Here is a 26,203-nt window from a genome sequence, read left to right on the forward strand (position 1 = left end):
AGGAGGAAAAGAATCCTGCACCGGTTCGATTGGAGACATAAGTTTGAATGCACAGGGTCTATTGCACGACCTTGAAGGAGGAAAATAAAGATGGAAACGACAATTTATCGTCCGAAGCACAATGTTCGTTTTGTCACGGCGGCCAGCCTGTTCGATGGGCATGATGCGTCGATTAATATTATGCGCCGCATCTTACAGGCCTCAGGAGTAGAGGTTATTCATCTGGGGCATAACCGTTCCGTAGAGGAGATTGTAAATGCCGCCATTCAAGAAGATGCGCATGGTATTGCGATTAGTTCGTACCAGGGTGGCCATGTGGAGTATTTCAAGTACATTGTCGATTTGCTGAAAGAGAAAAACGCTTCTCATATTAAGGTGTTCGGCGGCGGTGGTGGCGTTATCGTTCCTTCTGAGATTCGTGAGCTGCACGAATATGGCGTTGCGAGAATTTTCTCTCCTGATGATGGGCGTGTGCATGGCCTACAGGGCATGATTAACTCCATGATTGAACAGACCGATTATCCGACTCCCAAAGAGGTTGAGAAAGAAATCAGCGAGCTTAAAAATCGAAGCTGGAATGCGATCGGACGCATGATCACGCTGGCGGAAGAGAATGTAGAGAGGCAAGACCGGGAAGTAGCTGCTACCCTTGAAAAAGTCAACGCGATGGTGGAGAAGGTTCCTGTGCTTGGTATTACCGGAACGGGCGGAGCGGGAAAAAGCTCGCTGACAGATGAATTGGTACGACGTTTCCTGGAACAATATCCGGAGAAGACAATGGCTATTCTGTCGGTAGATCCTTCCAAGCAAAAAACGGGCGGAGCGCTTCTGGGTGACCGGATTCGCATGAATGCCATTAACTCGCCGCGCGTATACATGCGTTCCCTGGCAACGCGTAAGTCTCACAGCGAGCTTAGCAAAGCTATTGGTGATGCGATTAATATTGTGAAAGCGGCGGGCTATGATTTCATTATTGTTGAGACGTCCGGTATCGGGCAGGGCGATGCGCAAATTACGCAAGTGTGCGATATTGCAATGTATGTAATGACCAGCGAGTTTGGTGCGCCGACTCAGCTTGAGAAAATCGATATGATCGATTATGCCGATATTATTGCCATCAACAAATTCGAACGACGCGGTTCGGAAGATGCGTTGCGCGATGTGAAGAAACAGTGGACACGAAGTCGCGCCATCTTTGATATGAAGGACGAGGATATCCCGGTATACGGCACGATTGCCAGCCAGTTCAACGATCCAGGCACGAACGTGCTCTTTGTAAACCTGATGAGGATCGTTAGCGAGAAAACAGGCACAGAGTGGTCGACCACACTCGATATTTCCGGTGATACCAAATCCAAGAAGCAGTATGTCATTCCGTCTGACCGTATTCACTATCTAGCTGAAATCGTAAATACAGTGCATCAATATAAGAAGTTTACCGAGCAGCAGGTGCAAGTCGCGCGCAAGCTGTTCCAGCTGAAAGGCACGAAGGAAGAATTATCATCTCAGACGGGTGAGCTTGCATCTGACTTAAAGAAAGAAATCGATAAGCTTATCTCACACTATGAAGAAAAGCTGCATCCGGAAAGTAAAAAAATTCTGGATAACTGGAAATCTCTGAAGGAAGCATACAGGCAGGATGAGTTTGTTACTAAAGTACGCGATAAAGAAATCGTCACCAAACTATATACGACTTCTCTGTCTGGTACGCGCATTCCGAAGGTAGCACTGCCGAAATTCGAAGAATGGGGTGAGATTCTTCGCTGGGCTATGAGCGAGAATCTGCCAGGATACTTTCCTTATACTGCAGGCGTATTTCCATTTAAGCGTGATGGCGAAGATCCGAAGCGCCAGTTCGCGGGCGAGGGTACACCTGAACGGACAAACCGCCGTTTCCACTACTTGTCTAAGGATGATGCTGCGAAGCGTTTAAGTACGGCATTCGACAGTGTGACTTTATACGGAGAAGATCCAGATTATCGTCCGGATATTTATGGAAAAATCGGTACAAGTGGCGTTAGCATCTGTACGTTGGACGATATGAAAAAATTATATGATGGCTTCGACTTATGCCACCCGTCCACATCTGTATCGATGACGATTAACGGGCCTGCGCCAATTATTCTGGCAATGTATATGAATGCGGCTATTCAGCAGCAAATCGACAAGTTCAGGCAAGAGAACGGACGCGAGCCGAATGCGGAAGAAGCAGAGCAAATTAAGGCCTATACGCTTAAGAGTGTACGTGGCACCGTACAGGCGGATATTCTGAAAGAAGATCAAGGACAGAATACGTGTATCTTCTCGACTGAATTCGCTCTGAAGATGATGGGAGACATCCAGGAGTACTTCATTAAGAACCATGTTCGTAATTACTATTCGGTAAGTATTTCCGGTTATCATATTGCTGAAGCAGGTGCAAATCCGATTTCCCAGCTTGCCTTTACGCTGGCGAACGGCTTTACGTACGTGGAATATTATTTGAGCCGTGGCATGCATATTGATGATTTTGCACCAAACCTGTCGTTCTTCTTCAGTAACGGTCTCGATCCGGAGTATAGCGTGCTTGGGCGTGTTGCCCGCCGTATTTGGTCGACAGTTATGAAAAATAAGTATGGCGGTAATGAACGCAGCCAGAAGCTAAAGTACCATATTCAAACGTCAGGACGTTCCTTGCACGCGCAAGAGATGGATTTCAATGATATCCGCACCACACTACAGGCACTGATGGCTATCTATGATAATTGTAACTCACTGCATACGAATGCTTATGATGAAGCCATCACGACGCCTACAGAGAATTCCGTGCGCCGTGCCATGGCTATCCAGATGATTATCACAAAAGAGCTAGGTTTGGCAAAAAACGAGAACTCACTGCAAGGTTCTTTCATTATCGAGGAGTTGACCGAACTGGTAGAAGAGGCCGTACTGGCCGAATTCCAGCGTATTAGCGACCGTGGCGGCGTGCTGGGCGCGATGGAAACACAATACCAGCGCAGTAAGATTCAAGAGGAATCGCTCTATTATGAGACGCTGAAGCACAACGGAGAGCTACCTATTATTGGTGTGAATACGTTCCTGAATCCGAATTCTTCCGAGGAGGACTACGAGATCGAGCTTGCCCGCGCTACGGAAGAAGAGAAGGTGCAGCAGATTAATAACCTACGCGACTTCCAAGAACGTCATAAGGATGTCACTAATGTAGCGCTGCAGCGCCTGAAAGAAGTCGCGCGTTCTGGAGGTAATATCTTTGCCGAATTGATGGAGACGGTGAAAGTGGCCAGCCTTGGTCAAATTACAGGTGCGCTCTATGAAGTTGGTGGGCAATATCGTCGGAATATGTAATAACGAGACAAAGCTAAACCTTTTTGTCTTGGACAGCAAATCCGCTGTGTATAGAGTAAAACCTCCATTAGTCAGGGGTCTTACTACCTGTTAGACTAGGGGGAAGAAACAGGCGAGGGTATTTTTTCCCTCGTCTTTCTTTCGATCGCATCACTTGAAAAACTCGTGAGGCGTGAGTTTTTCTTGCATTTTAGGTCTGAAATTGTATAAAATAAGGAATGCTGAATAATAGGGATAGTATGTCCGGGATGCAATAATTTGTGTCTTGTCATTTGAAACCTGTAAAGAAGGGAAGTGCCGAGGTTGAGCAATGCTTTGAACCTGGAAGCAGAAGAAGTCAAAGAAATGGCGATGGTAGATCTCGCTTATCAAATGTTGAACCAATCAAAAAAACCGGCCTATTACCGCGATTTGTATAAAGAAATAACAGAAATGAAGAACATGTCAGAATCCGAAGCAATGGACATGATCGCGCAAGTGTATACGGAGATTAATCTTGATGGCCGCTTTATCTGCCTCGGTGAAAACCTATGGGGGCTGAAGCGCTGGTATCTTGTCGAAACGCAAGAGGAGTCTGCGGAGAGCGGTTTCCGCGGCAAATTCGCATTGGATGATGATGATGACTTCGAAGATGACGAAGAGCTTGAAGAAGAATACGACGAGATTGACAATGATCGTGTAAATGATGTGGATGAGGACGACGAAGACGTAGATGTAGACGATGACTTCGCTGATGATGAGAAAGAAACGGATGAAGAATTCGATGAAGACCTGGACGATGAAGAATTAGAGAATGAAGATGAAGACGAAGACCTTGACATGTAATACAAGGGAAGATAAAATACTTTTTGGGCTTTAAAACTATACGATGTATCGTTAACGAATAAAAACAAAAGTGCCCCTCCGAAAATACTCGGTTGGGGATCTCTTTTGTTTTTTTTATTTTCTAGATTCATACAGCTACCTGTTTTGTGGAAAAGTATTGAATGGGCAAAGAAAGAGGGGTTTATTTGTATGGCAAAGTATATATTTGTAACTGGCGGTGTGGTATCTTCTCTGGGCAAAGGGATTACAGCCGCTTCTCTGGGACGTTTGTTGAAAAACCGTGGTCTGCAGGTAACGATTCAGAAGTTTGACCCTTATATTAACGTGGATCCGGGTACAATGAGCCCGTACCAGCATGGAGAAGTATTCGTTACTCAGGATGGGGCTGAAACGGATCTTGACCTTGGACACTACGAACGGTTCATCGATATTAATCTGAATTCCAACAGTAATGTAACGACGGGTAAAATCTACTCTTCCGTTATTACGAAAGAGCGTCGTGGCGACTATCTGGGCGGAACCGTACAGGTTATTCCACACATTACCAATGAAATCAAAGAGCGTGTTTTCCGTGCAGGGCGCGAGACGAATGCGGATGTCGTTATTACGGAAATTGGCGGTACGGTAGGAGATATTGAAAGTCTTCCGTTCCTAGAAGCGATTCGTCAGATCAAGAGCGATGTCGGTCGTGATAACGTAATGTATATCCATTGTACACTTGTACCATATTTGGCAGCTGCTGGTGAAATGAAGACGAAGCCGACTCAGCACAGTGTCAAAGAGCTGCGCAGCTTAGGAATTCAGCCGAATGTAATTGTATGCCGCACAGAGCATCCGATGTCTCAGGATATGAAAGATAAAATCGCACTCTTCTGCGATATCGATCCAAAAGCGGTTATCGAAATGGTGGATGCCGAATCGCTGTATGAAGTCCCATTAACCCTGAAAGAGCAGGGAGCGGACGAATATGTGTGCAACCATTTGAACCTCACTTGCCCGGAAGCGGATATGACAGAATGGAAACAGATGCTTCACAAAATCAAAAACCTTTCCCACAAGACGACCATTGCTATCGTCGGTAAATACGTGGCGCTGCATGACGCATATATCAGCGTGGCAGAGGCGTTGTATCATGCGGGTTATGCGAATGATGCTGATGTGAATATTGAGTGGGTGGACGCTGAGGAAGTGTACGAGCATAATGTTTCTGAATTGCTGAGCCGTGTGGACGGCATTCTTGTGCCAGGTGGGTTCGGAGATCGTGGCGTAGAAGGTAAAATCATCGCCGCCAAGTACGCACGTGAGAACAAAATTCCGTTCCTTGGCATTTGTTTAGGAATGCAGGTAGCGGTTATCGAATTTGCCCGTCATGTCGTCGGCATGAAAGATGCGAACAGTTCGGAAATCAATCCATCTACCCAATACCCGGTTATCGACCTGCTTCCGGATCAAAAGGATATCGAAAATCTTGGTGGTACGATGCGACTCGGCCTGTATCCTTGCAAAATGGAAAAAGGTACGGCAGCTCACGCTTCTTACAATGAAGATCTCGTATACGAGCGTCATCGCCATCGCTATGAGTTTAATAACCAATACCGCGAAGCATTGAAAGATGCAGGACTTAAGTTTAGTGGTACATCACCGGACGGTCGCTTGGTAGAAATCGTTGAGCTGCCGGATCATCCTTGGTTTGTGGCAAGCCAATTCCATCCGGAATTCGCCTCCCGTCCGAACCGTCCGCAGCCGCTTTTCCGTGATTTCGTCGGAGCAGCATTAAAACTGAGAAAATAATAGTAAATAATACTAAAGGACGAGCGACCGCTCGTCTTTTTTCTTTGTTGTGTCAAAGATAAAAAGCAGGAATTTTTTAGGATTTATCGAACTCTTGTATTATTGTAGAGTCAGCATACATATTTGTTGTGCATGAGAATGAGAGGGGGAGCAGCATGAAGGATAAAAAAGTATTGATAGTCGATGACCAATACGGGATTCGCGTTCTGCTGTTTGAGGTATTTGGGAAGGAAGGGTACCAGACGTTTCAGGCTGCCAATGGAAAGCAGGCATTGGAAATTGTCACGGGCGATTCGCCTGACCTTGTCATTCTTGATATGAAAATTCCCGGCATGGACGGGCTTGAGATTTTGAAGGAAATTAAAAAAATCGCTCCAGAAACCAAGGTGATCATGATGACAGCGTATGGCGAATTGGATATGATTAAAGAAGCGACGGAACTCGGCGCCCTGACCCATTTCACTAAGCCGTTTGACATTGATGAACTGCGAGCGGCAGTAAATAAGCAACTCGCATGCTGATCTTTCATTGTGGTATAATAAGCAATGTTTGAGAGTATGCACAAAACAAGGAGGATCTTACATATGCCATTAGTTTCGATGACAGACATGTTAAACAAAGCCGTAGAAGGGAAGTATGCGGTTGGTCAGTTTAACTTGAACAATCTTGAGTTTACGCAAGCGATTCTGCAGGCGGCAGAAGAAGAGAAATCCCCTGTCATCCTTGGAGTAAGTGAAGGTGCAGCTCGTTATATGGGCGGTTTTAAGCTGGTTGTAGCTATTGTACAAGCTTTAATGGAAGAATATAAAATTACTGTCCCGGTAGCGATTCATCTGGATCACGGCTCTTCCTTCGAGAAGTGCGTGGAAGCCATTCATGCCGGCTTTACATCCGTTATGATTGACGGCTCCCATCACCCGCTAGAAGAGAATATTGCCTTAACCAAGCGTGTCGTAGATGTGGCGCATGCGCTAGGTGTGTCCGTGGAGGCTGAGCTCGGCCGTATCGGTGGTCAGGAAGACGACCTGATTGTGCAAGATGCGGAAGCGGCGTATGCAATTCCGGCAGAATGTGATAAACTTGTGCGCGAGACTGGCGTAGATTGCTTTGCTCCAGCACTTGGCTCTGTTCATGGTCCATACAAGGGCGAACCGAACCTAGGCTTTGATAGAATGGAAGAAGTCATGAAGTTGACAGGAGTTCCACTTGTTCTGCACGGTGGTACAGGTATTCCGACAAAAGATATCCAACGTGCGATTTCGCTTGGTACAGCGAAAATCAATGTGAATACGGAGAATCAAATCGCATCGGCCAAAACGGTCCGTGAAGTTCTCGATGCAAAACCGGAACTGTATGATCCGCGTAAATATCTGGGACCTGCACGTGACACTATTAAAGAAACTGTTAAAGGCAAAATGCGCGAGTTTGGAAGCAGCAACAAAGCGTAACACCATTTTGTCAGCGTGAAGACAGAAGGAGTGTATTATGAGATTTTTTATCGATACAGCAAATGTAAATGAAATTCGCGAAGTGAATGAGTGGGGCGTGTTGGCCGGAGTTACGACCAACCCTTCTCTTGTAGCGAAAGAAGGCCGTGACTTTGTAGAGACCCTGAAAGAAATCATCGATATCATCGATGGCCCGATTAGTGCCGAAGTTATCAGTCTGGAAGCCGAAGGCATGATTGAAGAAGGGGAAAAGCTTGCTTCTCTTTCCAAGAATATCGTGATTAAAGTGCCGATGACGGTAGAAGGCTTAAAAGCGGTCAAACATTTTACCAAGAAAAAAATCAAAACGAATGTAACGCTTGTATTCTCAGCGACACAAGCACTTTTGGCTGCACGCGCAGGAGCGACTTATGTATCGCCATTCCTTGGACGCCTTGATGATATTTCCCAGGACGGTCTGCAGTTGATTTCGGACATCTCGGAAATTTTTGAGATTCATGATATTGAAACTGAGATTATTTCGGCGAGTGTACGCCATCCACTGCATGTAGTAGAATGCGCGAAGATGGGAGCGGACATCGCAACCATTCCATACAAGATTTTCAAGCAAATGGCGCAGCATCCGTTAACTGATGCTGGCATTGAACGCTTTCTTGCGGATTGGGAGCAAGCGCAGCAAAAATAATACCGGAAAGAAGCACCTTTTCAAAAAGCGATGAGAAAAGGTGCTTTTTCCCATTGAGTAAGGAGAATCGATCTGTGGAGAAATTGTTTATTGAAGGCGGACGGAAGCTGACAGGCCGAATTCAAATCAGCGGAGCGAAGAACAGCGCGGTAGCGCTCATTCCCGCTGCAATTCTTGCGGGCGCGGAGGTTGTTTTGGAGAATGTGCCGGATATCAGCGATGTTCACATCTATAGTGAGATTCTGCAAGATTTGGGAGCAACGGTCGAGCAAGATAACGATATGCTGCGCATCGACTCAACTCGAATGGAAGCGAAGCCGATGCCTAACGGTAAAATCAAAGAGTTAAGAGCTTCCTATTATTTGATGGGCGCTATGTTGGGCCGTTTCGGTGAAGCGATTATCGGCATGCCTGGCGGCTGTAATCTAGGTCCGAGGCCAATTGATCAGCATGTCAAGGGATTTGAAGCGCTTGGCGCGCGTATGTCTCATGAGCACGGTTCTTTACATATTCAAGCTAAAGAACTTGTCGGCAGTAAAGTGTATCTGGATGTCGTAAGTGTAGGAGCTACGATTAATATTATGCTGGCAGCCTGTCGAGCCAAAGGCAAAACCATTATCGAAAATGCGGCGAAAGAGCCGGAGATTATCGATGTGGCTACACTGCTGAACGCAATGGGTGCTAGCATCAAAGGCGCTGGAACCGATGTAATCAGAATTGAGGGAATCGAGAAGCTGAGCGGTTGCTGGCATTCGATTATTCCCGACCGAATCGAAGCAGGTACCTATATGATTGCCGCTGCAGCGACGGGCGGCGACGTAGTGATTGACAACATTATTCCCCGCCACATGGAGTCTCTTACAGCTAAGTTGCGGGAGATGAACGTACAAGTGGAAGAAGAGGACGATGCCGTTCACGTTATTGGGAGAGACTCATACGAAGCGATCGATATAAAAACGCTCCCTTACCCCGGATTTCCCACTGATCTTCAACAACCCATAACTTCCTTGTTAACCGCCGCAAATGGCACAAGTATTGTGACAGATAATATTTATCATGCCCGTTTTAAACATGCCGAACATCTGTTGAATATGGGAGCCAAAATTAAAGTAGAGGGTCGCTCGGCTGTCATTGAGGGCAAGACACCGCTTGTAGGCAGTAAAGTCATGGCGACAGATTTAAGGGCTGGAGCAGCGCTCGTTATAGCTGGATTAATGGCTGATGGAATAACCGAAATTACCGGGGTACACCACATTGACCGTGGATATGCCGAATTGGAAGAAAAGTTGAAGAGTCTTGGTGCCGTGATGTGGCGTGAAAAACCGATCCAAAGAGCTTACTAACAAAACAGGAGATGACAGGAAATGGAACGCAGTTTAACACTTGAATTAGTGCGTGTAACAGAAGCGGCGGCGCTCGCGTCTGCCCGATGGATGGGACGCGGTAAGAAAGAGGATGCGGATGATGCCGCTACGACTGCAATGCGTGCCGTATTCGATACTGTACCGATGCAAGGAACCGTCGTAATCGGTGAAGGTGAAATGGATGAAGCACCGATGCTGTATATCGGAGAGAAGCTAGGTCAGGGCATCGGACCGGAAGTAGACGTGGCAGTCGATCCGCTTGAAGGCACTAACATCGTGGCTAAAGGAACATGGAATGCGCTTACGGTATTGGCGGTAGCGGACCGCGGGAATCTACTGCATGCGCCTGATATGTATATGGACAAGCTGGCAGTAGGCCCGGAAGCGGCTGGTAAAGTAGATATTACCGCACCGATTATTGATAACTTAAAAGCGGTAGCACAGGCTAAAGGTAAGGATATTAGCGACCTGGTAGCATGTGTTATGGACCGCGAACGCCATGCCAGAATTATTGAAGAAATCCGTGAGGCAGGTGCTCGTATTAAGCTTATCTCTGACGGTGATGTCGCAGGTGCTATTAATACGGCATTTGGGCATACCGGAGTGGATATTCTGTTCGGTATTGGAGGAGCTCCGGAAGGGGTTATCGCAGCAGTAGCGTTAAAATGTCTCGGCGGTGAATTGCAGGGACGACTCGTTCCTGACAATGAAGCAGAATTTGAGCGTTGCAAGAAAATGGGACTTGCTAATCCAAATCAAGTGCTACTGATGGACGATCTTGTTAGAGGTGATGATTGTATTTTTGCGGCTACTGGTGTAACGGAAGGTGAATTGTTGAAAGGTGTGCGCTTCGAAGGTACGAGTGCATTCACACAATCCGTTGTTATGCGTGCTAAGTCGGGTACAGTTCGCTTTATCGATGGGCAGCACCGTCTTGAGCGCAAACCGCAATTTGTTATGAAGGATTAGTCTGACAGCAAACCGGATAGACTGTTCATGATATGCATAAAGTGATACTTCACACAGTGGTTTTTTTCACCCCCCACCTATATTCCCCGATTTCTCTAAGTCTTGAGATGGGGGGGATTACTGCCCGTTAAGGCGGGATAAATAGATTTTGAAACACTGTCTTTATTCAAATATTGGGGTAAGAAAGGAATAAGAGGTTGGGAGAGGATGGTGCATGTTTCTGATTTCCAACTTCTTTACCTTCTGTACCCGAACCATGGCCGATGGAGAAAGTGTTATGTACCATTTAATAAGAAAAGTGTGGTGTTTGAGCGTTATATGGAAATGAACTTAGCGCAATTAGAAGAGAAGAAATTAACGGAACTTTATAAACTGGCGAAAGAATATCAAATTCCTTACTATGGCACGTTTAAGAAACGAGAGTTGATCTTCGCGATTCTGCAGGCACAGGCGGAGAAGCAGGGTCATATGTTTATGGAAGGGGTGCTCGATACGCATCCAGATGGGTTCGGCTTTCTCCGTCCTATTAATTATCTGCCAAGTGCGGAAGATATCTATATTTCCGCTTCGCAAATCCGTCGTTTCGACTTACGAACGGGTGATAAGGTATCCGGTAAGGTACGGCCGCCGAAAGAGAATGAAAGATACTTTGGTTTGCTGCATGTTGATGCAGTCAATGGTGAACCACCTGAGAGTTCCCCGGAACGCTTACATTTTCCGGCGCTTACGCCTCTCTATCCCCAGAAGAAGATGGTGCTTGAAACATCACCTACCAGAATTTCTTCCCGTATTATTGATTTAATAGCGCCTGTTGGATTTGGACAGCGCGGTCTTATTGTCGCTCCTCCGAAAGCTGGTAAAACGATACTACTTAAAGAGATTGCTAACAGTATCGCGACCAATCATCCTGACGTTGAACTAATTGTTCTGTTGATTGATGAAAGACCGGAAGAAGTAACCGATATGCAACGTTCTGTTAAAGGCGAAGTAGTAAGCTCCACGTTTGATGAATTGCCTGAAAATCATATTAAAGTGGCTGAGTTGGTGCTAGAACGCGCATTGCGCCTTGTAGAACATAAAAAAGACGTCGTGATTCTGCTTGATAGTATTACCCGTCTGGCTCGCGCATACAACGTTACCATACCAACGAGCGGACGTACGTTGTCCGGAGGGATTGATCCTGCGGCGTTTCACCGTCCGAAGCGTTTCTTCGGTGCGGCGCGTAATGTCGAAGAAGGGGGTAGCTTAACCATTCTGGCTACTGCACTGGTGGAAACCGGATCGCGTATGGATGATGTGATTTACGAAGAATTCAAAGGTACAGGAAACATGGAGCTTCACCTGGACCGCAAGCTGGCGGAACGTCGCGTCTACCCGGCAATCGATATTCGTCGTTCCGGTACGCGCCGCGAAGAGCTGCTGTTTACGAAAGAAGAATTATCCAAAATATGGGCCCTGCGCAAGTCTATCCACGACAGCAACGAATTCACCGAAGCATTTATCAAGAAAATCGCCGAGGCGAAGACCAATCAGGAGTTCCTCGATTCTCTAGATCTTGAATCTACCAGAAATTCGTCAACGAAACCTGCTCATAAGAGATAAAGCACACGTTTGAAAAACAGGGGAAGATTACGGCTTACTTGTTTTTCCTGGCCGTTTTTTTCCCTGTTTTTATTATATTTTTCCTTCTCCTCTCATATGGATGATAGAAAAAGGAGAAGGCGATATGAACGAGCTTCAAGCTATCATTCTGGGAATCATACAAGGACTGACCGAATTTCTTCCTATCAGTAGCACGGGGCACCTCTATCTGGCCCGCCATCTTTTCGGGTTGGACGAGGCTGGCTTGTTTTTGGATACGATGCTGCATATCGGTACCCTGTTTGCGGTGCTGGCCGTATATGGCGATGACGTGCTGAAAATATTGCAAAAGCCATTTAGCCGGTTGACAGGATTGCTTGTGATAGGAACCGTGCCTGCAGTTGTGGTTGGGTTATTGCTTGAGGATTTCTTCGAAGAAATTTCTCGGACAGGCGTAACGGTAGGGTATGAATTTCTGTTGACGGGTGCCGTGCTCTGGATGGCCGATCGTTGGAAAAATAGAGGGGGTAAATCCCTGAAAGGAATGTCCTACGGTGATGCGTTGTTTATCGGCTGCTTTCAGGCGGCCGCCATCATGCCTGCGCTTTCCCGTTCAGGTCTGACAATCGCTGCTTCGCTGTTTCGGCGTATCAATCGGGAAGAAGCAGCCCGCTTTTCCTTTTTGCTATCGCTTCCGGCTATTGGTGGAGGCGTCGTTCTTCAAGGAGCCAAACTATTTACCGGAGAGAATAGAGAGACGATCGGTTTATTTCCTCTTCTACTTGGTTCGTTTTTTTCTGCCGTTTTCGGCTATTTTGCTGTTCGCTGGATGATAGGCATTCTAAAGAAAAAATCTTTAAAGGGGTTTGCCGTCTATGTCTGGATATTGGGAGTATTTATCCTCGCTGTACAGGCTTTAGGCATCTTTTAGCAGGAAGAACCCCGGAATTGTTCCGGGGTTCTTCTTGTTTTTATTTTAAGGGGATATGAATGTCAAGCGGAATCTCGTCTTCATAACGGCGCACATTGAGCGTATATGTGTCTTGCTTGGCCGCGAATATATTCAATTCGAATTGACCAGGAATTTTCTTATGCGTACTACGGTCATATTTCGGAATGATAAGACCATTATCACCGATTTCGAGTCCTTGCTTTATTTCTTCTTCCCATTCCCAATTTCCCTCCATCTGTTGCCGAACTTCAGGCGACAGCTCGAATCTGATTCCTTCAAATGGGTTGCTTAGGGAATCAGCCTGTTTTTTTACGTCGAAAAACCAGTGTCCATACTCTCGCTTCGCGCTAGTGAGTGTATATGTCTTTCCATGAGTTGTAATAGTCTGTGGAAATTTTGTGGTAGACACTTTCACAGTTTCCGAAGCCTTCGTATCAGTAAGCCAGACTTTCTTCAGATGCAAGGTCAACTGTTTTGGTTGCTTATCGAAGTAAACAGAAGGTACAAAATCAAGGGAAATGATACCTGAAGAATCATACAACTCCTTATGAGAATCGTTCTCAAATTCATATTTCTTGCCGTGTTCATCAGTTAAATACGGTTCATCGTCTGCCCAGCGTGCAAAATTGATTTGGTAGCCAGACGTCAGCTTCATTTCGATGTTTACTCTTATTCTAGTGGGATAAACCGAAAAGCTTTTGATAGTTGCGTGTTCGATAGCAGGATCTTTCTGCTGGAGTCTTAAATCGGTATTCAAGGTCGTTTCCTTTTCTGCTTTTAGCCTAGCTTGATCAAAAGGAACCGTCATGATAAACGATTCATTCATACCGCGCTGTCCGATTCGAAAGGTAAGCTTAGTTGGTCTTTTGGCCAGGAATGCTTCTAACTGTTTCTGTGTAAGTTCGAACTTATAGTGTATAAATCTAAGTTCTTCTATATCCGAAATCTTTTTCGTGTCTCCTCCTCCGCTCCCTGGCGTGTCAGGAAAGTCAGATGGCGAGATATCAAAATTTTCTGTAGTACCTTGGGGGCCTTGTATGGCAAACATAAACCGAAGCTCATTGCCTTCAAGAAATACGTTATCAATCGTAAAGGTATGGCCTTCTTTGTTTATACTAACCGGATGTACGGGAGTATAGCCGTGGTCTTTTGCATTTTGAATACCGATATTTTCAGCTACTTGTTGCAGCCATTCTACAGGAGTTGTTAGGCCGGGAATGCTTTTGGTATAAGCTGCGAAAGAAGGGGAATACAGCACCGAGCCGATAAAAATGACCAGGCCTGCTGCACATCCACCTGCTATTCTCCGTAAAATCATTCGTTTTTGGGTTATGGTCGATCTTCTTTCAACATTGGGTTGGGAGCTCCCAGACTTGTGAATTTGCTGCTGGTCATATAAATCGGGAACCTGATCGGCAAAATCAAGCAAAGACTGAGGTACAGCAATGCTTTTAAACGTTTGTTCTATGTTCGCTGCAATTTGTTTGTCCTGGCGATTCATTGGCATTCCCCCACTTTCTGTTTTGCTGTCTCAAATGGGACAAGCTTGCTTAATGTAATTCGCGCCTGATGTAACCTTGACTTCACTGTGCCTTCTTTAATATTTAGGAGGCTGGCGATTTCCCCGATTTTCATTTCCTGGTAGTAATACATGACAATGACGGCCCGTTGATTGATATTTAACTGCATAATTGCTGTCATTAATTCGTTTCGCTGTTCTTTTTGGAGCACATCCGTTATGGGAGAGGCTGTATTATCTCGTACTTCTAGAAGTTCATTTTCTTCAGTTGTATGCTGTTGCCGAAGCTTTTGACGGGCAATGTCCAGCGCCCGGCGAGCTACAATATGGGTAAGCCACCCTCCGAACCTACGAATGTCCCGTCCTTCCATGATCGCCTTGTATGCTTCAAATAAAGCGTTTTGTACCGCGTCCTCTGCAAAATGCTGTGCCCCTAGGATAGCGAAAGCCGTACTGTATGCCCGCTGAAGATGGGGGCGTACGAGTAGGCCGAAAGCGTTCTTATCCCCGCTTTGGCATCGTTCGATGAGTTGTTGCTCGGTATCCATTGTTAACCGCCTTTCGTTTTCGTCGCTCTATTATATAGTCGAACGAAGCAGGAGGATGGTTCGGCCGCATTCAAAAAAGCGGAACGAAGATATTTTTCGTCCCGTTGCTGTTAACCGATAATAATTTTGCCTTCGGAGGAGCGGAAATGTTTTTTCTTGCGATCCCAGCTTAGTGCAAATGCTACGATGAGCGGTCCGACACGCCCCGCAAACATGACGAGTGAAAGTAGAATTTTACCGAATGTGGTTAGGTGCGACGTGAGGCCCATCGACATACCGATCGTGCCGAATGCCGAAGTCGTTTCAAATAGAATGGTTAGAAAATCGTCATTCTCCGTAATGCAGAGAATCATGGTCACCCCGAGCACCAGGAATACTGCGGCTATCGTAATCGTCAGCGCTTTATAGACTAATATTGACCACCGGATCGCTCACATAGCTGTCATGCTTTTGAATCCGCTCATAATGTCAAATCCGGCGTTATTAAAGCTGGAGATAGAATGAAAACTACCCATACACATAGCGTGTTGCCAACTGGTATCGAATGACAGCACAGGCTTCTTTCTACGTGATTGTGGTATTTCCATGCTTGTTTACCTCCATAAAGTAAAACTTTCATCAGTGGGATAATTGCTCGCTGGACCGGGATAAATGAAAATTGGACGTACCTTTCCGTAAAAAATTCTTGGGTTGATGATAATATTATAGGCGAATCTAGAAACAGTACAATCTTTGACTTTTATCTTGCTCGTGAATTATAATAATTCGGATATAATGATAGATATACGCCTGCGAACGAAGAAAATAAGGAGCTTTGATATATGTATCTTGTTTATGCAGACCAACAGGGCCAGGTATATGACCATCCGGAACTGTTCGGACTGGGCCGGAGTGGGGAGTCGTTAATAGAAATCCTGGCAGAGGAACTAATTCCTCTGCCGGAAGGCGCTACACTGGTTAGTCTTCCGAATTGCCACCCCGTCGGAATGGACCCCGATACAGGCGAGATGACGCGTTTGAGTGAATTCCAGGCAGTCGGTGCTTTGATGCCCCAGGGATTTACTCGTCTTATGTTGCCCGGATATGTGAAATCACACAAAGAAGAAAAACTTCCGCTTTTTGGGTATACAGCTGTTGTTTGGTATAATGGTGGTTTTTACGTGGCTGCGGAGCAGTCGGATGATACGCATAAATGGAATCCGCTTAATTTCCCGGAAGACGAGAAAGAACACCTCGTGAGGAAGGTATTGGAACAATACCCGGAAAACCGGGTGTTTAACCATTTAAGCAATTGTACGCTCGGCTATGGTTGCCTGACAGCATCTAATACGTTCTTTAACCGATGGGAAGCAGGACTTCCGGTTTCTTACTCCTGTAATGCTGGATGTTACGGATGTATTTCCGAGCAGCCGGATGACAGCGGGTTTCCTGCACCGCAGACGCGGATGAACTTCAAGCCAACGGTAGAGGAACTTATGGAAGTAATGCTCCACCATTTAAAGACACCGGAGTCGATTATTAGTTTTGGTCAAGGCTGTGAAGGTGAACCGTCCACTCAGGCAGCGATTATTACGCAGGCCATGCGACGTGTTCGAGAACAGACGAAGACAGGTTTCATTAATATCAATACAAACGCAGGTTTGACAGATCATATTAAAGCGATTGTAGATGCGGGCCTCGATTTGATGCGTATCAGTACGATTAGTGCAATTGATGAACATTACAATGCCTATTATCGACCACGTGCTTATACGCTGGAAAATGTAGCGAAATCCGCTGCCTATGCCAGCAGCAAGGGTGTATATACATCCATTAATTACCTCGTCTTCCCTGGCGTGTTCGACCGTGAAGAAGAGATGGAGGCCATGATAGAGTTTATTCGTCAAAACGGTATTCGACTGATTCAGATGCGTAATCTAAATATCGATCCAGAGAGCTATCTGGCGATGATTCCACCGGCAAAGGGCGAAGTATTCGGCATGAAACAGGCGCTTGAGATTTATCGCCAGGAGTTGCCTGATGTCATTATCGGCTCTTATACACATGTGCCACCGGTCGAGTTTCAGGAGCTGCGCAGGCAGACGCTGTCCATATAAAACTTCCATCAGCGGGGTCTTACGGCCCATTGGACCGGGATAAATTTTTCCTGAACGGTATTTGCAAAGAGGAGATGTGCATGCTATAATCCTCTTATGTGTGTTTGAGTGTAACTCTGTTTCGTAAAGATTCAGGGCAGAAAGAGGTGAATGAAATGAGACCGGATATCCATCCTGACTACAAATTGACTAAAGTTACTTGCGCTTGCGGTAACGAATTCGAAACCGGCTCAGTGAAAGAAAACCTGCGCGTGGAGATTTGCTCCGAATGCCATCCTTTCTTCACTGGTAAACAAAAATTTGTTGACGCTGGCGGACGTGTAGATCGTTTCAAAAAGAAATACAACATGAAGTAATTGGATGCAATCAGAACAGACAGGCAGTTTGCCTGTCTGTTTTTTAATGGATATACATATTGATGATACATCTATTTTCCCTTTCCTACACACTCCTTTCGAGATAAGATGGATAGGTTGGAAGGAGAGTAATGATGGCACAGTTATATTATCGTTACGGAACGATGAACAGCGGCAAATCGGTGGAAATCCTTAAAGTGGCCCATAATTATGAAGAACAGGGAAAGAGGGTTATGATTTTCACGTCGATGCTCGATGATCGGTACGGAAAAGGATACGTAGCTTCTCGTATCGGGCTGAGGCGTGAAGCGATTGTAGTGGATGAAAGTACGAATATTAGAAAAGTTGTTGAGATGAACCAAGAAGGGTTGCCAAATTGCGTGCTGGTCGATGAAGGTCAATTTTTGCGTCGGCACCATATTATACAGCTTACAGAGATTGTTGATGAGCTAGGCGTTCCCGTTATTGTATACGGATTGAAAAACGATTTTTCCAATCGGTTATTCGAAGGCAGTGAAGCGCTGTTGCTGTATGCTGATAAGCTGGAAGAAATTAAAACGATTTGCTGGTTTTGCGATAGGAAAGCAACGATGGTATTGCGTATAAAAGACGGCAAGCCTGTATATGAAGGTGAACAGATCCAAATTGGCGGCAATGATAGCTACATACCGGTATGTCGCAAATGCTACAAGCATCCCAGAAGCGAAAACGGAAACATTTCGCTTCTGTAGCATAGACGAATAAGTCCACCTCCTCTTAGCAAACACTACATCTGAGGAGGTGGGCTTTATTATGAATAAAAAAATGGTGCATGCCGCTTTGCTGAGCATTGCGTTGCTGCTTATGGCGGGTTGTAACCCGAATAACCAGGGAGAGGCGCCCCAGCAACGAGGCGCACAAGTTAACCAATATAACCGGACCACACCGGGGCAGAAGACCCGTGTACTGGTCGGAAGTGATCTGAATCCGAACCTGGTGACCGGACGTAATGACGTGCGGGATATACAGGCTGAAGCCGACAGCATGGCCAATGTCGCAGTGCAGGTGCCAAAAGTCAAACGCGCAAGTGTAGTGATTAATGGGGCGCAAGCGTATGTTGGCCTTACGCTCGCCGATACGGTGCGCAGCCGCCAGGAAGCCGCTACCATCAGGGAGAAAGTGCGCCAGCATGTCCAGGGAAAAATGCCGCGTTATGATGTGCGGGTCAGTTCTGACACCGGCATCTTCAGCAGAATTCAAGATATCGGTGATGGCATTCGCAGCGGTACGCCAATCAATAACTATCGCATTCATATGAACGACTTAAACAGTCGGATGAATCGCTAAAAATGGACTGCAAGAAAGATATTGCATGATGCCATGAAGGTTACAATTGTCCCCTTAGGTTGACAGCGTGAAAAATCCCATTATTATGGTGGAACTTTCACTGTTAATTAAAGGGGATTTTTCATAGTAGCAAGTGATGCTACCTCATATGATCAAGAAAAATGGATACCAAGGAAATTCCAATAATATAAGAATGGAGTATAAGTTAGTCCGAGTATGATTCGTGTGAAATAACCTATTTTTTTCACCAAACAACGTCTCCATGGACCTTTTTTATCCCCTCTTTTTAGTAACAAAAAAACTAATTCCAGATACGATAGTTAATACACTGCATGCTATTATGTCGATTTCCATAAAAGCGAGCTGAGTTTGTTTCGCGATGTCTATGCCATGATTCAGCCATTCTCTCCCTTCTTGTATTGCTCCCAGATGAATATAATAAATTCCCTTCAACTGATGAAAAAGAGCTAATTCTCTCAAGTAAGGGGTTTTATTAAGCATGATTTCAATGTTATTCAACTTTTCCTCGATCTTTCCCCATTTCTTTGCTGCCATGAAGGTTAGCGTTTCGATAATATTGATTAGGATGAGTGCATCTTCTTTTTTATGTTTCTCAATTAAGCGGTAACTGACTCCTCGTACTGTTTCAATTTGAATCATACTGCTCTACTTTTCGAACTTCTTTCGAAGGCGATAAATATAATCATCCACTGTTCGATCGCTCGGAGATTCCATCTTCCAAACATAATCGAGTAATTGTTCTAGGGAAAAGGTTTATCCTTGGTGTAGATAAAGGAAATGTAGTAGTATGAATTCTTTAGGATATAGAGAAAGAATCTTTGAGCGATATTTGACTGTATATTGACTAGAATTGAAGTACATACTCATCGTGCGCCACCTTTACAAAAAATCTTTTCCTAAGTATTTTTAAAACGGGGTATACAGCTTTGACTTATATTAAGCTATCCTCTATAATTATACTGTTATGCTATGGAATTTTAAAATGAGGTGAAGAACCGTGCTACAGCGATTGGAGTCGGTTGTTGAGCGGTATGATCGATTGACGCAGCTGCTATGCGACCCACAGGTTATGAATGACCCGGTCAAGCTGCGTGAATATTCCAAAGAACAATCCGATATAGAAGAGACGGTACAAGCGTATCGCGAATATAAAGAAACAACTGAGCAACTGCAGGATGCTAAAGAGATGCTCGAAGAAAAGCTCGATGATGAAATGCGTGAAATGGTCAAAATGGAGCTTGGTGAACTGGAAGAAAAGAAAGCAGAGCTGGAGGAGCGTATTCGCGTTCTTCTGCTGCCGAAGGACCCGAACGACGATAAGAACGTTATTATCGAGATTCGGGGTGCAGCTGGTGGAGACGAAGCGGCTTTGTTTGCTTCCGATCTGTTCGAGATGTATACCCGATATGCGGCAAAGCATAAGTTTAAAGTTGAAGTATTAGAAGCAGCTCCGACGGATATCGGGGGCTACAAGGAGATTATTTTCTCCATTAACGGAAAAGGCGCTTACAGTCGTCTTAAATTCGAGAGCGGCGCGCATCGGGTGCAACGCGTTCCTAGTACGGAATCCGGCGGTCGTATCCATACATCTACGGCTACAGTGGCCGTTCTTCCAGAAGCGGAAGAAGTGGAAGTCGAGGTTAATGAGAACGATATCCGCGTGGATTTATTCTGTTCTAGTGGCGCAGGCGGGCAGAGTGTTAACACGACTAAATCCGCCGTACGCTTGACCCACGTACCGACCGGTATTGTGGTAACTTGTCAGGATGAGAAGTCCCAGCATAAGAATAAAGACAAAGCGATGCGCGTACTACGTGCCCGCCTCTATGATAAATATCAGCAGGAAGCGCATGCAGAATACGCCGATGCCCGTCGTTCGGCGGTAGGTACGGGTGATCGAAGCGAACGTATCCGCACATATAATTTCCCGCAGAGCCGTGTCACGGATCATCGAATTGGACTGACATTGCACAAGCTTGATCAAGTGCTGAACGGGGAAATGGACGAAATCGTCAACGCGCTTGTGTTGCATGAGCAGGCGGAACTGATGCGCAATGCTGAAGGTGCGTAAGCGATGAGCGCAACCACCGTACGGGAAGCCTTGCAGAAGGCTTCCCATTTTTTACGTGAGAACAATATCGACGATGCCGCATTCCTTGCAGAGTATGCGATCCGCTATGCCCTTGGATGGGACCGTACCCGTTTTATTTCCGGTATGTCTCAGTCGTTGACGGAAGAGGAATGGGACAGAATCGAGGCGATTATCCGAAGGCGCGCTGCAGGAGAGCCGATGCAATATATTGTAGGCAGCCAGGAGTTTTATGGATTGGAATTTGAGGTGAATCCATCAGTACTGATTCCGCGTCCAGAAACGGAGTTGCTTGTCGAAGAGGTAGTGAAACGATCGAGGGAGCTATGGTCGGAAGACGCCGAGCTTTCGGTGGTAGACATCGGGACAGGTAGCGGCGCCATCGCAGTGACGCTGGCAGTTATCGGCGGTACAAGCTGGAAGGTGATGGCTACGGATATCGCCGAGGAGTCATTGACCACAGCCCGTCTGAATGCGGAACGACACTGTGTAGAGCATAAGCTTTCGTTCGTCCAGGGGAATTTGTTGGACCCGTTGCTTCAGCAGGAGCATACGGTTGACATTCTCGTTTCTAATCCTCCGTATATTCCGTCATTTGATGTTACACAGTTGGATATACAGGTAAAAGATCATGAACCGCTTCGCGCGTTGGATGGTGGAGAGGATGGTCTGGATTTTTATCGGCAGATGATACAGGGCCTGCCTTGTATATTGAAGGCGAGAGCTTTGCTTGGCTGGGAGGTTGGCATCCATCAGGCCGAAATTGTTCGCGGATGGCTAGAGGACACGGGCTTGTTCTCCGAGGTGTACATTGTGCGGGATTTGGCCGACATTGGCCGTCATGTCATCTCCGTCCGAGTATAAAGCATCAACAGGTGTGTAAAGAATCAATTCTAGCAATCTCTTATTCTTTAAAAATAGCAGGTTTATTCCCTTCCCTCTCTGTCCATACTGGTGAACAGGGAGCGGAAAGGGGAAGTGGAACATGAAAAAATATTATCTGCTATTTTTTACATTATTTCTTTTACTAATGAGTTGGGAAAGCCAGAAAGAAGCGTTGGCAGTGTTTACTTCTAGCCTGGTACCTGAGCAATCGATTCGCCTGCGTATACTCGCTAACAGTGATAGCCCGGAGGATCAACAGCTAAAGCGTCAGGTACGGGATCGTGTAATCGAGTCGGTGCAGGGATGGGCCGGTGAAGCGGAATCTCTCAATACTGCCCGAGCTGTTATCAGCAACCATTTGCCGGAGCTGCAACAACTCGTACAGGAAACGATTAAAGAAAAAGGCTACACGTACGCTTCCCGTGTGGAGCTTGCGCAGACTGATTTTCCAACGAAAATGTACGGGACACAGGTGTTCCCGGCCGGACAGTACGAAGCAGTCCGTATTACCATCGGGAATGCAGAGGGAAAGAATTGGTGGTGCGTATTGTTTCCGCCGCTCTGCTTTGTAGATATTGCTAGCGGAGATACAGCAACGCATGACGAACAGGAGAACACAAACCAGAAATCGAAAGACAATAATGAGATTCAAGTTCGGTTCTTTTTGGTGGAGTTGTTCCATAAATTATTCACGTAGACACGGAGCTCTGTCAGAATGGCAGGGTTTCTTCTTTTTTTCTTATATAAATTACACTTGATATTTTGACAGGGTAGCGTGGTTGGAAGGAGGCAATTCAGAAAAAGAAGAGGTTGGATGCGCCCTGCGCTCCAGCAGAAGAAAGGCAAACGTGTCTTTTTCCGACCGCTCCCGCCCACCACAAGAATTTGTCGATGTATCAAATCAGATGTATATAGTTGAACGTATCGGACCTTTAGGGGCAGTTTATCTCTCACCTAACTTCCTTGGTTTTTCCAAGTCTTGAGGTGGGGATATTACTGTCCGTAAAGGTGGGATAAAGTGGGTAGTATAGTTTAAAGAAAGCATTCATGCGGGGAGTTGGAACTATGGAAAATAATAGAATTGACCGAGAAGTCGGAGAAGGAAATGGCGATAGGATAGGAACGCCAGGTATGTCGGGGACAGTAAACATAGAAGAAGCGATAGAGATGAAAGCGGAAGAAGCTGGAGAAGGCGGACCAGAAACAGGAGAGCGAAAATGGCATAGCGGCATGGATAACAGTAAACCGGTATGGCGTGTCCTCTTCGTTTTTCTTATTCCATTAATGCTAAGCAATGCACTGCAATCCATCAGCGGTACGGTTAGCAGCATCATGCTGGGACGTTTTATCGGAGTGAATGCGCTGGCAGCGGTATCTGCATTCTTCCCGGTCTTTTTCTTTCTAATTTCATTCGTTATCGGACTTGGTAGCGCTAGTTCCGTATTAATCGGGCAGGCATATGGCGCCCAGAACTATGAGCGGGTTAGGGCTGTAATGGGTACGACGCTGACCTCGACATTTATTTTGGGAAGTCTACTGGCGATTACCGGTGGAATATTTGCAGAAGATATGTTGCGGCTTATTGGTACACCGGCTAATATTTTGCATGATTCTGCTGCGTATGCGCGTATTTTCTTTTATGTTCTACCAATTTTTTTCCTGTATATTTCATATACGACATTTATTCGCGGTACGGGAGATTCCAAGACGCCTTTTTATTTCCTTATCATCAGTACAGCGCTAACGGTGGCGTTGACACCGATTCTCGTACTTGGACTGTTCGGCTTTCCGGAGCTCCGCATTAACGGGGCAGCCTGGTCGAATGTCATCGGTTCGTTGCTTACTTTTCTCATCTTTCTCATATATTTGCATCAGGTGGATCATCCACTACGTTTTGATAGAAAAGCGCTGCATCATTTGAAAATCGATGGTGAGATTTTTAAGCTACTAATCAAGATCGGGATTCCGACAAGCGTGCAAATGGTGTTGATCTCATTGGCGACTATCGCGGTTATTTCGTTTGTTAATCATTACGGTTCGTTGGCGACCGCAGCTTATGGCGCAGTAAATCAGGTGGCTAGCTACGTTATGATGCCGGCGATGAGTCTTGGAATGGCTGTATCGATTTTTGGTGCGCAAGCGATTGGTGCCGGTCTTTTCGAACGGCTACAAAAGGTGCTTCGGGCAGGAATTGTGCTTAATTATATCATTGGCGGTGTGCTTATCACGCTGGCATACTTGTTTTCCCAAACGATTCTTTCACTGTTTATCGCGGAGACACAAACGCTGGAGTTGGCTCATGAATTGCTTCGTATTACGCTTTGGAGCTATCTTATCTTCGGTCATGCAAGCGTGATGTCGGGGATTATGCGTTCAAGTGGTACTGTATTCTGGCCAACAGCGTTGTCCATCATTTCCATCTGGGGAGTGGAAGTGCCTGTCGCCTATATACTGTCTAACCGGATCGGCATTGAAGGGATTTGGTATGCTTATCCGATCGCCTTTGCCGTCAATCTTCTGCTGCAGTTTGGATATTATCAATTTTTCTGGAAAAAGAAGCGTCATACACAGTTAATTCAATAAGTTATCCACAGATTATGCACAACATGTGGATATGTGGTTGATTGCAAATGGAAGAGCGAGTGGCTATAACTAGAAAAAGTATAATTTAGTAGAACTGAGGGTTATTCGATGAATCAACAAACGAAGTATTGGAATGTGGATAATATTGTGGATGGATTAGAAGATTATCCACAGATTCAAGAAGCTGCAGAATTGCTACGACGTAATGAGTTAATCGCATTTCCGACGGAGACAGTATATGGCCTCGGGGGCAATGGTATGGAAGACGAAACCGTGGAGAAAATCTATACAGCCAAAGGGAGACCGAGCGATAATCCGCTCATTCTGCATATTGCCGACCGAATGCAGTTGGATGAGTTGGTAAGCGAGGTTCCGCCTCTAGGAGAAGCGCTGATGGAGGCATTCTGGCCGGGACCGCTGACGCTTGTATTTCCGAAGAAGTCAGGCGTTGCCATGCGCGCATCCGCTGGGCTTGACACGGTAGCTATCCGCATGCCTGATCATCCACTGGCATTAGCGTTAATTCAGGCTGCACGGCTTCCAATTGCAGCACCGAGCGCTAATTTATCCGGACGTCCCAGCCCGACGACTGCGCAGCATGTCCTTGAAGATTTGGATGGAAGAATTGCAGGTGTACTGGATGGTGGTCCGACCGGTATCGGAGTAGAATCCACAGTTGTGGATATTACCGGAGATGTACCAATGATCTTGCGACCAGGCGGCATTACAGCCGAACAAATCGCAGAGATTACCGGGGAAGTGGCTATTGATCCTGGCATCTTAAGTGAGGAAGCAGCACCAAAGTCACCTGGCATGAAGTATCGTCACTATGCGCCGCAGGGACAGATGTGGCTCGTTCGCGGCGACACGATAGAAGAAATGACGAAGAGTATACGTAATGCTGCACGCAGGGCAGTCGAGGAGGGAAAGAAAGTCGGCATTCTCGCAACGAAAGAGACTTTTCGAGAGTATGATGGGGAGTATACGGTCATCACTTGTGGAGAACGCAGGGATTTAATCAGCGTAGCGCGTCGTCTTTACTATGTGCTACGTCAGTTTGATCAGGAGAGCGTTGACGTTATTTTCGCAGAGACGTTTCCGGAAGGCGGCGTTGGCACGGCTATTATGAACCGGTTGACCAAAGCCGCTGGTGGGCACTACCTCTAGTTCGCATATCCTGTCCGATTCTGCATATCTTGTCTATATATCAAAAGTGATTTACGCATAGACAGGAGGAATGGATGTGGGCTTAGGGTGGGAAGCGCTGCAGTGGGGCGAGCTTATTACGTTGCTGATGATTGGCGTGGCACTCGGCATGGATGCCTTTTCCCTTGGTATCGGCATGGGGATGGGAGGCATCCGGCTGTTGACCATTTTAAAAGTTAGTATAACTATTGGTATCTTTCATATTGTTATGCCGCTAATTGGCATTGGCCTCGGATTGTTTCTTACCTCGTATGTCGGTAACGTTGCCGCTTACATCGGAGGACTTATTCTCGTTATGTTGGGGATCCAGATGCTGTGGAGTGCTTTTTTTGGCGGCGAGGCAAAAAGTCCCCTGTTGAAAACATCATTCTGGGGGCTTTTATTGTTTAGTTTCAGCGTAAGCCTTGACGCGCTTTCAGTCGGCTTTTCGTTCGGGCTTTTTAAGGTAAATGTTTTGCTGGCTGTATTGATTTTCGGTATGCTGGGTGCGGTGCTAGCGGCGACAGGGCTTTTGGTTGGTCGGAGGGTCGGAAGCTGGCTCGGAGGGTACAGCGAAGTTTTTGGAGCGCTGATTCTACTCGGTTTCGGGCTTAAGTTTCTCTTGTAGGTGCTGC

The 26,203-nt window shown here is 46.1% G+C and carries 26 protein-coding genes and 1 pseudogene; 20 read left to right on the forward strand and 7 right to left on the reverse strand.

The window, feature by feature from the left end:
• Nucleotides 1-90: 90 nt before the first annotated feature.
• The 10 genes from icmF to AF333_RS02245 all read left to right on the forward strand — a co-directional run bounded on the left by icmF (nt 91) and on the right by AF333_RS02245 (nt 12,939).
• Nucleotides 91-3,345 (forward strand): fused isobutyryl-CoA mutase/GTPase IcmF, encoded by a 3,255-nt coding sequence (gene icmF, locus AF333_RS02200; protein ID WP_043067525.1) that lies wholly within the window; start codon nt 91-93, stop codon nt 3,343-3,345.
• Between the two features lie 303 nt (nt 3,346-3,648).
• Nucleotides 3,649-4,170: a DNA-directed RNA polymerase subunit delta gene (gene rpoE / locus AF333_RS02205; protein WP_043067526.1), complete on the forward strand. Its 522-nt coding sequence runs from the start codon at nt 3,649-3,651 to the stop codon at nt 4,168-4,170.
• A 189-nt stretch (nt 4,171-4,359) separates the two neighbouring features.
• On the forward strand, nt 4,360-5,961 hold the full coding sequence (locus tag AF333_RS02210; protein WP_043067527.1) for a CTP synthase: 1,602 nt from the start codon (nt 4,360-4,362) through the stop codon (nt 5,959-5,961).
• 155 nt (nt 5,962-6,116) lie between these two features.
• Entirely contained in the window at nt 6,117-6,482 is a 366-nt protein-coding gene (locus AF333_RS02215; RefSeq protein ID WP_043067528.1) for a response regulator, read from the forward strand.
• 63 nt (nt 6,483-6,545) lie between these two features.
• Complete coding sequence (gene fba, locus AF333_RS02220; protein WP_043067529.1) at nt 6,546-7,409, forward strand: class II fructose-1,6-bisphosphate aldolase; 864 nt, start codon at nt 6,546-6,548, stop codon at nt 7,407-7,409.
• Nucleotides 7,410-7,446: 37 nt separating this feature from the next.
• Complete coding sequence (fsa, locus tag AF333_RS02225; RefSeq protein WP_043067530.1) at nt 7,447-8,094, forward strand: fructose-6-phosphate aldolase; 648 nt, start codon at nt 7,447-7,449, stop codon at nt 8,092-8,094.
• Nucleotides 8,095-8,168: 74 nt separating this feature from the next.
• Nucleotides 8,169-9,437, forward strand: coding sequence for a UDP-N-acetylglucosamine 1-carboxyvinyltransferase (locus AF333_RS02230; RefSeq protein WP_043067531.1), 1,269 nt, complete (start codon nt 8,169-8,171; stop codon nt 9,435-9,437).
• Between the two features lie 21 nt (nt 9,438-9,458).
• Nucleotides 9,459-10,427 (forward strand): class II fructose-bisphosphatase, encoded by a 969-nt coding sequence (gene glpX / locus AF333_RS02235; protein WP_043067532.1) that lies wholly within the window; start codon nt 9,459-9,461, stop codon nt 10,425-10,427.
• A 318-nt stretch (nt 10,428-10,745) separates the two neighbouring features.
• Nucleotides 10,746-12,029, forward strand: a complete 1,284-nt coding sequence (gene rho, locus AF333_RS02240; protein ID WP_043067716.1) for a transcription termination factor Rho — start codon at nt 10,746-10,748, stop codon at nt 12,027-12,029.
• A gap of 124 nt (nt 12,030-12,153) precedes the next feature.
• Nucleotides 12,154-12,939, forward strand: a complete 786-nt coding sequence (locus tag AF333_RS02245) for an undecaprenyl-diphosphate phosphatase (protein ID WP_043067533.1) — start codon at nt 12,154-12,156, stop codon at nt 12,937-12,939.
• A gap of 40 nt (nt 12,940-12,979) precedes the next feature.
• On the opposite strand, the gene AF333_RS02250 is transcribed toward AF333_RS02245, so the two are convergent.
• The 4 genes from AF333_RS02250 to AF333_RS33375 form a co-directional block, all read right to left on the reverse strand.
• Nucleotides 12,980-14,461, reverse strand: coding sequence for a DUF4179 domain-containing protein (locus AF333_RS02250; RefSeq protein WP_043067534.1), 1,482 nt, complete (start codon nt 14,459-14,461; stop codon nt 12,980-12,982).
• Nucleotides 14,458-15,027 (reverse strand): RNA polymerase sigma factor, encoded by a 570-nt coding sequence (locus AF333_RS02255; protein ID WP_043067535.1) that lies wholly within the window; start codon nt 15,025-15,027, stop codon nt 14,458-14,460. The genes AF333_RS02250 and AF333_RS02255 overlap by 4 nt, the downstream gene beginning before the upstream one ends.
• A 110-nt stretch (nt 15,028-15,137) precedes the next feature.
• On the reverse strand, nt 15,138-15,455 hold the full coding sequence (locus AF333_RS02260) for a potassium transporter TrkG (protein ID WP_080787883.1): 318 nt from the start codon (nt 15,453-15,455) through the stop codon (nt 15,138-15,140).
• A gap of 3 nt (nt 15,456-15,458) precedes the next feature.
• Nucleotides 15,459-15,614 carry a hypothetical protein gene (locus AF333_RS33375; protein WP_158502502.1) on the reverse strand — a complete coding sequence of 52 codons (156 nt, stop codon included), beginning with the start codon at nt 15,612-15,614 and terminating at the stop codon, nt 15,459-15,461.
• Nucleotides 15,615-15,848: 234 nt separating this feature from the next.
• Here AF333_RS33375 and AF333_RS02265 point away from each other — a divergent pair, with 234 nt between their 5' ends.
• The 4 genes from AF333_RS02265 to AF333_RS02280 all read left to right on the forward strand — a co-directional run bounded on the left by AF333_RS02265 (nt 15,849) and on the right by AF333_RS02280 (nt 18,805).
• On the forward strand, nt 15,849-17,123 hold the full coding sequence (locus tag AF333_RS02265; protein WP_043067537.1) for a radical SAM protein: 1,275 nt from the start codon (nt 15,849-15,851) through the stop codon (nt 17,121-17,123).
• 155 nt (nt 17,124-17,278) lie between these two features.
• On the forward strand, nt 17,279-17,479 hold the full coding sequence (gene rpmE, locus AF333_RS02270) for a 50S ribosomal protein L31 (protein WP_043067538.1): 201 nt from the start codon (nt 17,279-17,281) through the stop codon (nt 17,477-17,479).
• A 134-nt stretch (nt 17,480-17,613) separates the two neighbouring features.
• Nucleotides 17,614-18,210: a thymidine kinase gene (locus AF333_RS02275; RefSeq protein ID WP_043067539.1), complete on the forward strand. Its 597-nt coding sequence runs from the start codon at nt 17,614-17,616 to the stop codon at nt 18,208-18,210.
• 61 nt (nt 18,211-18,271) lie between these two features.
• Complete coding sequence (locus AF333_RS02280; RefSeq protein WP_043067540.1) at nt 18,272-18,805, forward strand: YhcN/YlaJ family sporulation lipoprotein; 534 nt, start codon at nt 18,272-18,274, stop codon at nt 18,803-18,805.
• A gap of 273 nt (nt 18,806-19,078) precedes the next feature.
• On the opposite strand, the gene AF333_RS02285 is transcribed toward AF333_RS02280, so the two are convergent.
• Both AF333_RS02285 and AF333_RS37295 read right to left on the reverse strand, forming a co-directional pair.
• Complete coding sequence (locus tag AF333_RS02285; protein ID WP_043067541.1) at nt 19,079-19,465, reverse strand: hypothetical protein; 387 nt, start codon at nt 19,463-19,465, stop codon at nt 19,079-19,081.
• Between the two features lie 6 nt (nt 19,466-19,471).
• A pseudogene (locus tag AF333_RS37295) lies at nt 19,472-19,564 on the reverse strand (winged helix-turn-helix domain-containing protein); the annotation flags it as partial.
• A gap of 259 nt (nt 19,565-19,823) precedes the next feature.
• Here AF333_RS37295 and prfA point away from each other — a divergent pair.
• From prfA to spoIIR, 3 genes are all read left to right on the forward strand, one after another.
• On the forward strand, nt 19,824-20,897 hold the full coding sequence (gene prfA, locus AF333_RS02290) for a peptide chain release factor 1 (protein WP_040304724.1): 1,074 nt from the start codon (nt 19,824-19,826) through the stop codon (nt 20,895-20,897).
• 3 nt (nt 20,898-20,900) lie between these two features.
• Nucleotides 20,901-21,779 (forward strand): peptide chain release factor N(5)-glutamine methyltransferase, encoded by an 879-nt coding sequence (prmC, locus tag AF333_RS02295; RefSeq protein ID WP_043067542.1) that lies wholly within the window; start codon nt 20,901-20,903, stop codon nt 21,777-21,779.
• 121 nt (nt 21,780-21,900) lie between these two features.
• Nucleotides 21,901-22,497, forward strand: coding sequence for a stage II sporulation protein R (spoIIR, locus tag AF333_RS02300; RefSeq protein ID WP_043067543.1), 597 nt, complete (start codon nt 21,901-21,903; stop codon nt 22,495-22,497).
• Here spoIIR and AF333_RS34510 read toward each other — a convergent pair.
• Complete coding sequence (locus tag AF333_RS34510; protein WP_235495971.1) at nt 22,449-22,700, reverse strand: hypothetical protein; 252 nt, start codon at nt 22,698-22,700, stop codon at nt 22,449-22,451. The two genes, spoIIR and AF333_RS34510, sit on opposite strands and share 49 nt — an antisense overlap.
• Before the next feature lie 330 nt (nt 22,701-23,030).
• Here AF333_RS34510 and AF333_RS02305 point away from each other — a divergent pair, with 330 nt between their 5' ends.
• The 3 genes from AF333_RS02305 (at nt 23,031) to AF333_RS02315 (ending at nt 26,196) form a co-directional block, all read left to right on the forward strand.
• Nucleotides 23,031-24,383: an MATE family efflux transporter gene (locus tag AF333_RS02305; RefSeq protein ID WP_043067717.1), complete on the forward strand. Its 1,353-nt coding sequence runs from the start codon at nt 23,031-23,033 to the stop codon at nt 24,381-24,383.
• Between the two features lie 108 nt (nt 24,384-24,491).
• Complete coding sequence (locus AF333_RS02310; protein ID WP_043067544.1) at nt 24,492-25,550, forward strand: L-threonylcarbamoyladenylate synthase; 1,059 nt, start codon at nt 24,492-24,494, stop codon at nt 25,548-25,550.
• A 70-nt stretch (nt 25,551-25,620) separates the two neighbouring features.
• Nucleotides 25,621-26,196: a manganese efflux pump MntP gene (locus AF333_RS02315; RefSeq protein WP_043067545.1), complete on the forward strand. Its 576-nt coding sequence runs from the start codon at nt 25,621-25,623 to the stop codon at nt 26,194-26,196.
• The last annotated feature ends 7 nt before the right edge of the window (nt 26,197-26,203 follow it).

The organism is Aneurinibacillus migulanus (genome assembly GCF_001274715.1).
GTDB classification, from domain to species: Bacteria; Bacillota; Bacilli; order Aneurinibacillales; family Aneurinibacillaceae; genus Aneurinibacillus; species Aneurinibacillus migulanus.